This is a genomic window from Hydrogenophaga sp., assembly GCF_051007235.1.
Taxonomy (GTDB): Bacteria; Pseudomonadota; Gammaproteobacteria; order Burkholderiales; family Burkholderiaceae_C; genus Hydrogenophaga.
In genome coordinates, this window is the sequence record NZ_JBPCSJ010000476.1 from 1 (window position 1) to 11252 (window position 11252).

General features: G+C 68.2%; 10 protein-coding genes, 1 tRNA gene and 1 pseudogene. 8 read left to right on the plus strand and 4 right to left on the minus strand.

The genetic code is table 11. From position 1 onward, the window contains the following. The 7 genes and pseudogenes from ACR2JA_RS16775 to ACR2JA_RS16805 all read left to right on the plus strand — a co-directional run. A pseudogene (locus tag ACR2JA_RS16775) lies at nt 1-213 on the plus strand (16S rRNA (cytosine(967)-C(5))-methyltransferase RsmB); the annotation flags it as partial. A 34-nt stretch (nt 214-247) separates the two neighbouring features. Further along, a complete protein-coding gene (locus ACR2JA_RS16780) occupies nt 248-898 on the plus strand; it encodes a DUF4390 domain-containing protein (protein ID WP_434010216.1) in 651 nt (216 codons plus the stop codon). Nucleotides 899-901: 3 nt separating this feature from the next. After that, a complete protein-coding gene (locus tag ACR2JA_RS16785; RefSeq protein WP_434010217.1) occupies nt 902-3142 on the plus strand; it encodes an ATP-binding protein in 2241 nt (746 codons plus the stop codon). Between the two features lie 30 nt (nt 3143-3172). After that, complete coding sequence (locus ACR2JA_RS16790) at nt 3173-3862, plus strand: response regulator (protein WP_434010218.1); 690 nt, start codon at nt 3173-3175, stop codon at nt 3860-3862. A gap of 56 nt (nt 3863-3918) precedes the next feature. Next, a tRNA-Phe gene (locus ACR2JA_RS16795) sits at nt 3919-3994 on the plus strand. 55 nt (nt 3995-4049) lie between these two features. Beyond that, on the plus strand, nt 4050-4478 hold the full coding sequence (locus ACR2JA_RS16800) for a YkgJ family cysteine cluster protein (protein ID WP_434010219.1): 429 nt from the start codon (nt 4050-4052) through the stop codon (nt 4476-4478). Next, nucleotides 4468-4866, plus strand: a complete 399-nt coding sequence (locus ACR2JA_RS16805; RefSeq protein WP_434010220.1) for a hypothetical protein — start codon at nt 4468-4470, stop codon at nt 4864-4866. Before ACR2JA_RS16800 ends, ACR2JA_RS16805 begins: the two co-directional genes overlap by 11 nt. A 30-nt stretch (nt 4867-4896) precedes the next feature. Here the strand turns inward: ACR2JA_RS16805 and ACR2JA_RS16810 are convergent, their stop codons facing one another. Both ACR2JA_RS16810 and ACR2JA_RS16815 read right to left on the minus strand, forming a co-directional pair. Continuing rightward, nucleotides 4897-5370, minus strand: a complete 474-nt coding sequence (locus ACR2JA_RS16810) for a hypothetical protein (RefSeq protein WP_434010221.1) — start codon at nt 5368-5370, stop codon at nt 4897-4899. Next, nucleotides 5367-7442 (minus strand): ATP-dependent helicase, encoded by a 2076-nt coding sequence (locus ACR2JA_RS16815; RefSeq protein ID WP_434010222.1) that lies wholly within the window; start codon nt 7440-7442, stop codon nt 5367-5369. Before ACR2JA_RS16815 ends, ACR2JA_RS16810 begins: the two co-directional genes overlap by 4 nt. 300 nt (nt 7443-7742) lie before the next feature. Between ACR2JA_RS16815 and ACR2JA_RS16820 the strand changes: the two genes are divergently transcribed. Then, nucleotides 7743-8450 (plus strand): DUF2202 domain-containing protein, encoded by a 708-nt coding sequence (locus ACR2JA_RS16820; RefSeq protein ID WP_434010223.1) that lies wholly within the window; start codon nt 7743-7745, stop codon nt 8448-8450. A gap of 58 nt (nt 8451-8508) precedes the next feature. On the opposite strand, the gene mrtJ is transcribed toward ACR2JA_RS16820, so the two are convergent. Continuing rightward, on the minus strand, nt 8509-9039 hold the full coding sequence (mrtJ, locus tag ACR2JA_RS16825; RefSeq protein WP_434010224.1) for a JDVT-CTERM system glutamic-type intramembrane protease MrtJ: 531 nt from the start codon (nt 9037-9039) through the stop codon (nt 8509-8511). Between the two features lie 106 nt (nt 9040-9145). Then, on the minus strand, nt 9146-11252 hold a 2107-nt coding region (locus ACR2JA_RS16830; protein WP_434010225.1), incomplete at its 5' end, for a hypothetical protein.

Consider the following 11252-nt stretch of genomic DNA (forward strand, 5'->3'; position numbering starts at 1 on the left):
GGCCGGCTGGTCTATTGCACCTGCTCGGTGTTCAAGGCCGAAGGGGCCGATCAGGTGGCGGCGTTCCTTGGGCGCCACACCGATGCGGTATTGCAGCCCTCACCCGGCCATTTGCGCCCGGGAATGGTCGGTGGCGCAGGGGAGTTCCCCGACAATGTTCCCGGTGGATACGACGGTTTCTTTTACGCCCGCATCGACAAGGCCGGGCCTTGACGACCCGCGCCGCGCCGGTGGGGGCGGGCGCCTGATGCGGCACGTCTGGGCGCTGTTGCTGGTGTGCGGCGGTCTGCTCGCCGGGTGGGCACTGCCCGCGTCGTCCGCACAGGCCGCCGAGCCCGAGATCCGCCAGGCCGCGTTGCACCGCACCGCCGAGGGCCTGTTCTTCTCGGCCCGGCTGACGCTGAACCCCTCGCCGGCGGTCGAAGACGCCCTGCTCAAAGGCGTGCCCCTGTATTTCGTCTGGGAAGCCGAGGTGCTGCGCGACCGCTGGTATTGGACCGACAAACGCGTGGCCACGGCCGTGCGCACCTGGCGCCTGGTCTACCAGCCCCTGACGCGGCGCTGGCGCCTGAGCCAGTCCAACGATGCTGCCGCCAGCAGCAGCGGTGCGGGCCTGCAGTACGCCCTGCACCAGAACTTCGACAGCCTGGCCGCCGCGCTGGCCAGCGTGGGCCGGGTCTCGTCCTGGAAGCTGGCCGACGCCTCGCGCCTGGACCCGGACAGCGACGAACGGGTGATCTGGCGCTTCGGCCTGGACCTGACGCTGTTGCCGCGGCCGTTCCAGATCGGCATGGCCAACCAGCCCGAATGGCTGATCGAGCTGCAGCGGCGCCTGGACGTGCCGCGCCAGATCGAGCCCGCCGTGCCCGAAGCCGACGCCGCCGCCACGGCGCGCTGAGCCGTGTCCACCGCCGAACCGCGCCCGCACCGCCACAAGCCCGCCGCCACGCGCTGGGCGGTGGTGGCCAGCCTGGTCTTCATGGCCGGGGTGGGCATGGTGCTGCTGTTCCTGCTGACGCTGGCCACCCGCAACCGCGCGCTGTACGAACAGAACTTCGCCTGGCTGGTGGGCATCAACACCGCCGTGGCCGGGGTGCTGCTGCTGGTCATCGCGTGGATGGCGGTGCGGCTGGCGCTGCGCTTCAAACGAGGCAAGTTCGGCAGCCGCCTGCTGGTCAAGCTGGCGGCCATCATCGGCCTGGTGGGCTTCCTGCCCGGCCTGCTCATCTACACCGTGTCCTACCAGTTCGTGGCGCGCTCCATCGAAAGCTGGTTCGACGTGCGGGTCGAATCCGCGCTGGCCGCCGGCCTGAACCTGGGCCGCACCACGCTGGACACGCTCAGCGCCGACCTGGGCAACAAGACCCGCCTGGCCGCCGACGAGCTGGCCCGCCAGCCCCAGGCCACCGCCGTGCTGTCGCTGGACCGCCTGCGCGAGCAGCTCTCGGCCAGCGACATCGTGCTCTGGAGCGCCAGCGGCCAGGCCCTGGGCAGTGCAGGTGCCTCGCGCTTCGAGTTTTCGCCCGACCGGCCTGCGCCCGCCGTGTTGCGCAGCGTGCGCAGCAGCCGCGTGCTGTCCCAGATCGAAGGGCTGGACGAGGGCGCCGACGCGGACGCGGCCCGCTCCGGCGATGCGCGCATCAAGGTGCTGGCCCTGGTCGGGTCGACCGGCTTTGGCATTGGTGCCGAGCCGCGCTACCTGCAGGTGGTGGTGCCGCTGCCCCCGGCGCTGGTGACCGACGCGCTGGCGGTGCAGCAGGCCAACCGCGAATACCAGGAACGCGCGTTGGCGCGCGAAGGCCTGCGCCGCATGTACATCGGCACGCTCACGCTGGCGCTGTTCCTGGCCGTGTTCGGCGCGGTGCTGCTGGCCGTGCTGCTGGGCAACCAGCTGGTGCGCCCCCTGCTGGTGCTGGCCGAGGGCATGCGCGAGGTGGCGCAGGGCGACCTCTCGCCCAAGGCTGCATTGACCTCGCGCGACGAGCTGGCCGGCCTCACGCGTACCTTCGCCCACATGACGCAGGACCTGGCCGACGCCCGCGCCGCCGTGCAGCACAGCATGGAGCAGGTGGACGCCGCCCGCGACAACCTCCAGACCATCCTGGACAACCTGACCGCCGGCGTGGTGGTGTTCGACGAACACGGCCGGTTGCAAAGCGCCAATCCGGGCGCCGCGCGCATCCTGCACACGCCGCTGGCGCTGCACATGGGCCAGCCCCTGTCGGCGGTGCCGGGCCTCGAAGCCTTCGCCACCGGCGTGGCGCAGCAGTTCGACCGCTTCCTGGGCGAAGAAACCCCGCACGAGGGTGGCCACTGGCAGCAGTCGTTCGAACTCAACGCCGACCACGACTCCCCGTTCGAGCAAGGCATCACCCTCATCGCGCGCGGCGCCCTGTTGCCCAACAACGACCGCCTGCTGGTGTTCGACGACGTGTCCGAAATGGTCTCGGCCCAGCGCGCCAAGGCCTGGGGCGAGGTCGCGCGCCGCTTGGCGCACGAAATCAAGAACCCGCTCACGCCCATCCAGCTCTCGGCCGAACGGCTGGCCATGAAGCTCGACGGCAAGGTGCAGCCGCCCGAGCAGGCCATCCTCAACAAGTCGGTGCGCACCATCGTCGACCAGGTCGACGCCATGAAGCGCCTGGTCAACGAGTTCCGCGACTACGCCCGCCTGCCCGCGGCCCAGCTCGCGCCGACCGACCTCAACGCTCTGGTGCGCGACATCGCACACCTGTACGACAACGCGGCCATCCCGGTGCGCTGCGAGCTGGCCGACGACTGCCCGCTGGCCCTGGCCGACCCGCAGCAGGTGCGGCAGATCCTGCACAACCTGATCCAGAACGCGCAGGACGCCATGGCCGGCCAGACCGACGCCTGGGTGCTGCTGCGCACGCGCCGGTCCGACTCGGGCCAGTGGGTGCGCCTGACCCTCATCGACCAGGGCCCCGGCTTTGCCGAGCACATCCTCAAGCGCGCCTTCGAACCCTACGTCACCACCAAGGCCAAAGGCACTGGTCTGGGCCTGGCCGTGGTCAAGAAAATCATGGACGAGCACGGCGGCCGCATCGACGTCAGCAACCGCTTGACCGACGGCAAAGTGGTGGGCGCGCAGGTGTCGCTATCATTCGCAGTTGCAAATTGACAACATCCTCAGAGGGAACACGCGCACGCCATGGCAACGATTCTGGTCGTAGACGACGAACTGGGTATCCGGGACCTGCTCTCGGAGATCCTCAACGACGAGGGCCACACGGTGGAACTCGCCGAGAACGCGGCGCAGGCTCGCCACGTGCGCGCCCAACTGCAACCCGACCTGGTCCTGCTGGACATCTGGATGCCCGACACCGACGGCGTGTCCCTGCTCAAGGAATGGGCCAGCAGCGGTCTGCTGACCATGCCGGTGATCATGATGAGCGGCCATGCCACCATCGACACCGCGGTCGAGGCCACCCGCATCGGAGCCACCGCCTTTCTGGAAAAGCCCATCACCCTGGCCAAGCTGCTCAAGGCCGTGGACCAGGGCCTGAACAAGCCGCTGCCCAAAGTGGGGGCTGGCCTGCCCGCCCGCAACGCCATGGCCCCGGCGATCGAGCTGACGGTGGAAGCCGCCATGACCGGCGGGACCCTGCCCGAGCCGGTCATGGACATCGGTCCGCAGTCCTCGCAGTCCTTCAACCTCGAAGGGCCGCTGCGCACCGCGCGCGACGAGTTTGAGAAAGCCTATTTCGAGTACCACCTGGCCAAGGAGTCCGGCTCCATGACCCGCGTGGCCGAGAAGACCGGTCTGGAACGCACGCACCTCTACCGCAAGCTCAAGCAGCTGGGGGTCGATCTGGCGCGCAGCAAACGCAGCGGATTCTGAAAATCGCTTGGCCCGCCAAACGGCGGTTCGAAGCTGCTATACTCTCGTTTCTGTTTGGCCCGGTAGCTCAGTTGGTAGAGCAGCGGATTGAAAATCCGCGTGTCGATGGTTCGATTCCGTCCCAGGCCACCAAACACAAAAACGCCCGCTCTTCCGAGTGGGCGTTTTGCTTTGTGGGTACCCCCCAATGAGATCCTCGATCCAGATCGTCGACGTCGACCGCATTGAAACCTGGACGCGTTACCGCGCCGGCATGTGCGACACCTGTCAGGCCAACTGCTGCACCATGCCGCTGGAGGTGCGGATGCCCGATCTGGTCCGGCTGGGCCTGGTGGACCCGTTCGAAGCGGAGCACGAGGCACCCAAGCAGATCGCCAAGCGGCTGGAGAAAGCGGGCCTGATCGAGCGCTTCAACTTCAAGCACGGCATCTTCACCATGACGCGGCGCGCCAGCGGGGACTGCCAGTTCCTGGACGAGAAGACGCGGCGCTGCACCGTCTACCCGCAGCGCCCCGACACCTGCCGCAAGCATCCGCAGGTGGGGCCGCGCCCGGGTTTCTGCCCCTACGGCGCGCAACGCCATGCGGGCACGGCGCGGCCGCTCCATGAGCGCTGAGCCCTTGCCCCGACTGCAGGCCAACGACCTGCGAGCCCTCGCGGCAGCGGCGCAGCCGGGGCGCTGCGGCGTGTGTGCGCCGCTGGTGTGTGCGGGCTGGGATTCGCTGCCCGCCACCTTCGACGCGTCGGCCTTGCAGCGTGTCGGCACCCTGCGGCGCGACGACCTGGACCAGCCCACGCTGCTGGAGCACCACCCGCGCGGCACGCACGCCTGGTCGGCCGATGCCCCGATCGCACCCGCGTTCTTTCCCTACAACCGTTGCGACGTGTGGGTCTGCAAGGCCTGTGCGCGACCGTATCTGCGCTACACCGAATACGGCGGTTACTACGAAGACCAGCGCATCCGCGCGCTGGACGCCGCGTTGCTGGACGACGCCCAGCCCTGAACCTCATCCCGCCACGCGGGGCGGGGCGCCTCATTGCCAGCCGGGCAGTTTGCGCAGGCGGAACTGCAAGACGGCTTCGCTGGCGGGGCGGCCTTCGGCCGGGCGGCGGGTGCCGCGGATCTCGCGGCCGCAGTCCTGCGGTTCACCCGCCCAGACGGCGCTCATGGCCACGCCGTCGTCCGATTCGTCGAGGTTGAACAGGCCGTCGGTCACGTCACCCGAGACCTGGGCCGTCAGGTCCCGCCCGGCGGCGGTGCGGCGCAGTTCGCCTCGCACGCTGCCCGCGTGTTCGGGGTGGCGTTCGAACAGCAGGGCGCCGCGGGAAGCGGTGGCGGTTTCGTCACCACCCTCGGGCCACAGGCTGATCTGCCACAGGCCGTAGAGGTGGGTGGGGGTGATGTCGGCCGGATCGGTGCAGGGCGCTCCGGCGCCGGTCTGCGCCTGCGCGCAGGCGCACAGCAGCATGCCCAGCACCCAGGCGGGCCAGCAAGTGTTGCGTTTCATGGCTTGCCCGGCTTGGCGGCGTTCGCATCGCTGGCGCGTTGCGCGAATTCGGCGCGCAGCGCACGCAGCTTCTCGCGCGGGTCTTCTTTCACGGTGGCCTGGTCCAGCGCCATTTCCTTGATGAAGCGGCTGGGCGTGCCCGGCACGCTTTCGCGGCCTTTCTTGCGGCGCTTGAGCCAGCTCACCGCCAGCGTGCGCTGCGCGCGGGTGATGCCCACGTACATCAGGCGCCGCTCTTCCTGCACGCGCAGGGCCAGCAGCTCGGCGCTCAGGTCGCTGTCGGCGTCGTCGGTCTTGAAGGGCAGCAGGCCTTCGTTCACGCCCACCAGCACCACGTGCGGCCACTCCAGGCCCTTGGAGGCGTGCAAGGTCGAGAGCGTGACCACGTTCTGGTCTTTCTCGCGCTCGCTCAGGGTCGAGATGAGCGCGATGGTCTGCACCACCTCCAGCAGCGTCTTGCGTTCGGTTTCCACCTGCACGCCGCCGTCGTCTTCCATCTTGCCGCCGCAGCGGTCGGCCACCCAGTCGCAAAAGTCCATCACGTTGGTCCAGCGCGCAGCGGCCACTTTCTCGTTGTCTTCGCTGTCGTAGAGGTGCTGCTCGTAGGCGATGTCCTTGAGCCAGTCGTTCAGGAAGGTGCGCGCCGCTTCGTGGCCCACGGTGTGGCGTGCGCGGTATTCCAGGTCGTTCACCGCGCGGCCGAATTCGTGCAGCGTGGCGATGGCGCGGCTGTTGACCGCGCTGGGCAGCGAGTGCGAGAACAGCGCGTCGAACAGGCTGAGCTTGTACTGGGTGGCAAAGGTGCCCAGCTGGCCCAGCGTGGTGTGGCCGATGCCGCGCTTGGGCGTCGTGGCCGCGCGCAGGAAGGCCGGGTCGTCGTTGTTGTTGACCAGCAGGCGCAGCCAGGCACACAGGTCGCGGATCTCGGCCTTGTCGAAAAAGCTCTGCCCGCCCGAGACCTTGTACGGGATCTGCGCACGCCGCAGCGACTGCTCGAACGAACGCGCCATGTGGTTGGCACGGTAGAGGATGGCGAAGTCGCGCCACTCCTTGTGCGGGCTGGTGGCGCGCAGGCTCTGGATGCGCGCCACCGCGCGCTCGGCCTCGTGCTCCTCGTTGTCGGCGTCGACCACGCGCACCGGCTCGCCCTCGCCCAGGTCGCTCCACAGCGTCTTGGGGAACAGCTTGGGGTTGGGGCCGATCACGTTGTTGGCCGCGCGCAGGATGGCGCTGGTCGAGCGGTAGTTCTGCTCCAGCTTGATCACGCGCAGCTGCGGGAAATCGATTGGCAGCTTCTTGAGGTTGTCCAGCGTGGCGCCGCGCCAGCCGTAGATGGACTGGTCGTCGTCGCCCACCGCGGTGAAGCGCGCGCGCTCGCCCACGAGCAGCTTGAGCAGCTCGTACTGCGTGGCGTTGGTGTCCTGGTACTCGTCCACCAGCACGTGGCCCATCTTCTGCTGCCACTTGGCGCGCACGTCCTCGTGCTGGCCCAGCAGCTTCAGCGGCAGGCTGATCAGGTCGTCGAAGTCCACGCTCTGGTAGGCGGTCAGCCGTTCTTCGTAGCGCGCCATGATGGTGGCGGTCACGCGCTCGTCCTCGTCCTTGGCCTGTTTCAGCGCCTCGGCCGACGTCAGGCCCGCGCTCTTCCAGGCGCTGATGGTCCACTGCCAGGCGCGCGCGGTGTTGGCGTCGGTGGTGCCGCCGCAGTCCTTGAGCAGGCTGGTGATGTCGTCGGTGTCCAGGATGCTGAAGTTCTTCTTCAGGCCCAGCACCTCGCCGTCTTCGCGCAGCAGGCGCACGCCCAGCGCGTGGAAGGTGCAGATCAGCACCTTGCGCGCGTCGCGCCCCACCAGGTGGCCGGCACGCTCGCGCATTTCGGCGGCGGCCTTGTTGGTGAAGGTGATGGCCGCGATGCGGTCGGCCGCCAGCCCGGCCTGGATCAGCCGGCCGATCTTGTGCGTGATCACCCGCGTCTTGCCCGAGCCGGCGCCCGCCAGCACCAGGCAGGGGCCACCCAGGTGGTGAACGGCGTCGAGCTGGGCCTGGTTCAGGCCGGGGCCGGGTGAGGACATGGGGGGGGAGCAGCACGGGACCGTTCAGGACGGCCGCGAGGATCGGAGCAAAGCGCGGAGGAAACGCGAAGGAAACGCGAGCTGCGGATCATACCCATCCGCTCACTGCGCAGCGGATCAGGACCTACCGGACGCTTCGCTGGTGTGAAGACTGTAACGGTGCGTGAGGAATGCATACCTTCGACTGAAATGCCCCGGGTGGCATCCCTGCGCGTTTGATTTTTCGCACGTCGTCCACCGCGCCGCATGTCTATCTTGAAGACATGGGTGGCGCCTTCGCGCCCGATTCGAGGATGTGCGATGCAACGAAAACACTTTCTGCGACTGGCCGGACTCACACTGGGTGGCGTGGCGCTCGGACGGGTGCTCACCGCCTGCGGCGGCGGTGACGAGGCCGCGACCGAGTCCGCCACCGAGGCCTTGTCCGCCGCGGTGTCCCCCGGTCTGGACACGGATGGCGGTGTGGACGCACCAGCACTGTCGGCCGATGAGGTGGCCGGTCTGCTGTTCATGCGCGAAGAAGAGAAGCTGGCACACGACGTGTACCTCGCCCTGTACGCCAGTTCGGGCGCAAAGGTCTTCAGCAACATCGTGCCCAGCGAGGCCGCTCACACCGAGGCCATTCGCGGCCTGCTGGTCGCCCACGGCCTGGAGGACCCTGCCGCCACGACGCCGCCCGGTGTGTTTGTCGACAGCACACTCCAGCAGCTCTACACCGACCTGGTCGCCATGGGACAGCCCAGCCTGATCGATGCGCTCAAGGTGGGGTGCCTGATCGAGGAGAAAGACATCTGGGACATCGAAGAAAAGAAGAAGCGGGTGGAGGGCGAGCCCGACATCGTCAGCGTGTACGACAACCTGTTGTGCGGCTCTCGCAACCATTTGCGCGCTTTCAATAAGGCCCTGCTGGCCGCCGGGGGCGTGTACGACCAGCCGCAGTACCTGAGCCTGGCGGCGTGGAGCGCGATCGCCGACTCCGACAACGAGCGCTGCGGCGCCAACGGTTGATGGGGCTCGGCTGCAGCGGCCCTTGCCCCGGTCTGGACCGTGCAGCCGGCCCCAGGCGTCAACGCTGCGCCAGCCAGGCCACCAGACCAAAGCCCGCGTTGTAGACCGCGTGCACCAGCACGCAGGGCCACACGCTGGCGAAGCGTTCGCGCAGGTGGCCCAGCACCAGCGACGGCGCCAGCACCGCCAGCGCCCAGGCCAGCGGCTGGGCGCGCAGGTGCAGCAGCACAAACGCCACGGTGACCAGACCATTGGCCAGCGTCACCGGCCCCAGCCGGCGCGGCCGGCCGTCTTGGCGCAGCAGCGCCAGCGCCTGCCCCTGCAGCACGCCGCGGAACACCAGCTCTTCCAGCAGCGGCTGCACCGCCACCAGCGACAGCCAGGCCCAGAGCCCCACGGGCATGCGCATCTGCGGCCCGGCCCATACCGCGAGCGCCAGCCACACCGGCACCGCCGCCAGCAGCGCCAGCGCCAGGTGCGCGTCGGGCGGCCAGGCGCGCAGCGAAGGTCGTGGCCACGACAGACCCGCTTCGCGCCAGAACGGGGCGTGTCCCTCGGGAGCGGGCGGGGGGCTGGGGGGCGGGGTCACAGCGCCTATCTTCCCATGCGGGCCGACCATGAAAAAGGCGCCACCTGTGACCAGGCGGCGCCTCGGGGTGATCACACCGGGTCTGTTGGGCGACCCGGTGGCGTGCTTACTTGAGCACGCTCAGACCGCCAGAACCGGCCGCCACGTACACGCGGCCGTTGTTAATAGCGGTGGCAGCGGCACCGCCCACCACGCCCTTGATGGCCATCATGGACGGGGCGGCCAGGTCGCTCCAGTCGATCTTGACCACGCCCGCTTCGCCGTAGGCCACGTAGAACAGCAGGCGGGGCTTGTCCAGCCTGTAGATGCTGCTGCCGTTGCTGATCCACTGGTTGGCCGGGAAGAGCTGCGGCGTCATGTACAGCGCGCCGCCGTCCATGGTTTCGTAGCCCGCCAGCTTTTGCAGCTTGAAGTAGCCGGCCAGCGGCGGACGGCATTCGGCCGGGCCACCTTGCTTGGCGCTCAGCTTGGTCGGGTCGGTGCACAGCGGGTTGATGTCGGTCGGCGGTGCGATCAGATCGGCCATGCGGTAGGCACCCAGACCGAAGCTGTCGTAGCTGAAGTAGGCCACGTCACCCACGATGTGCAGGTCCACGCTCTTGCCGTCGGCAGAACCAAACGCGTTGTCGTCGTCCGACTTCAGCGGCTCGAAGGTCTTGATCAGGTTGGCCATCGTGAGGTCCGCACCGTTGCCGGTGGCCAGGAAGGTCGTCATGTCGATCACCGAGATGCCGTAGGCACCGGCCGCCACCACCGCATAGGTCTTGCCGTTGGCTGTGTTGGTCCACAGCTTGACGGTTGCAGCCCGACCGACCGGCGGCTTGCCGCTGGCCGTGGTGTCCGAGTCACCGAGGTTGGCCACCACGCTCGCATCCGAACCGGCCGCGGCCGTGGTGTCGTACACCGTCAGCCCGTTGTCGCCGTCGGCCACGATGGCGTACTTGCCGCTGAAGGTCACGCCATAGGCATGGTCCTGGCCCTTGATCGTGACCAGGCCGACATTGCCGGCTTCGGTGTTGTGCTCGTAGATACCACCCGCCGCGTCCAGCAGGGCCGGTGTGCCCACGGCAGCGGTGCCATTGGTGACCGCCGACACGTTCAGGCGGCGCATACCCAGGCTCTGGCTCATCACATAGGCCTGCGTCGGATCGCTGCCAAAGCCCACCTTGAAGGCGTGCGGCGTTGGCATGACAACCCCTGTGGGGTACTCGCTCTGCAACGTGTTGGCCACCAGCTTCAGGTCGTCGATGGGGGTCAGGCCGTTCGCGATCTTCCACACGCTCACGCCGTGCGGACCGTCGGCGAAGTACAGGTGGTTGCCCGAGACCGTCACGCCTTCGCCGTGGCCGATGGCGATCGGCTGGGTGGCCGAACCGTCTTCGGCCGCGCCGACTTCGTTGGTGCTCACCAGATTCACCGGCACGGTGAAGCGCTCGGTGATCGCGGCGACACTCCCGGTCAGCTTGGTGATGTCCACAAAGCTCACGCCACCAGCGCCCGACGATTCCACCAGATCCACCTGGTTGTTGGTCGCCACGTTCCTCGATGGCAGCAGGAACAAGCCGCCACCGTGGCCGTTGATTTCGCCCGTCACCAGTTGCACCGGCGCCGCGTAGTTGCCCTTGGCGTCACCCACCAGGAAGGCGGGCATGGACTCGTCTCCCACCGTGACCGGGGTCATGTCGAAGGATTTGACGAACTCGTAGTCGGGCCAGAAGACGCGGGGCTCACTGGCGCCTTCGATCTTGTCGTTGTCGTAGCTGCCCTGGCGCCACTGCGCGCCCGGCGCTTCGGCACCGCTGACCACCACCAGGCCGGCAAAGTGGTCGGTGTAGAAGGCGCGGAACTTGCCGGGGCCTGCGTCGGTGTCTTCGACCACGCGCACATCCATCACGCCGGCTTCTTTGAGCATGCCGGAGCCGAAATGCGACAGGATGCCCTTTTTGTCCACGTTGATCGGCGGCTCTTTCGGGCCATGGGCGGGCGCGGCCGGCACATAGCCTGCGTAGGCGATGTTGTTGGGATCGCTTACGTCCACCGCCACCAGACCGCCCAGCGAGTAGGCGATGTAGGCCATGGTCTTGCCGCCGACGTCGACGACGTCCATGCCGCGGGCGTTGTAGTAGTACTTGCCGTAGCGGTCGAACTCGGCCCAGGGATACCAGGTGTGGTCGTTCTTGGCTTTGAGCTCGAAGGCTGCCTGCTGGTAGGTG

Coding starts and splice junctions, on each gene's coding strand:
- ACR2JA_RS16780 (WP_434010216.1), top strand. CDS start 248: ATGCGGCACGTCTGGGCGCTGTTGCTGGTGTGCGGCGGTCTGCTCGCC.
- ACR2JA_RS16790 (WP_434010218.1), top strand. CDS start 3,173: ATGGCAACGATTCTGGTCGTAGACGACGAACTGGGTATCCGGGACCTG.
- ACR2JA_RS16800 (WP_434010219.1), top strand. CDS start 4,050: ATGAGATCCTCGATCCAGATCGTCGACGTCGACCGCATTGAAACCTGG.
- ACR2JA_RS16805 (WP_434010220.1), top strand. CDS start 4,468: ATGAGCGCTGAGCCCTTGCCCCGACTGCAGGCCAACGACCTGCGAGCC.
- ACR2JA_RS16810 (WP_434010221.1), bottom strand. CDS start 5,370: ATGAAACGCAACACTTGCTGGCCCGCCTGGGTGCTGGGCATGCTGCTG.
- ACR2JA_RS16815 (WP_434010222.1), bottom strand. CDS start 7,442: ATGTCCTCACCCGGCCCCGGCCTGAACCAGGCCCAGCTCGACGCCGTT.
- ACR2JA_RS16820 (WP_434010223.1), top strand. CDS start 7,743: ATGCAACGAAAACACTTTCTGCGACTGGCCGGACTCACACTGGGTGGC.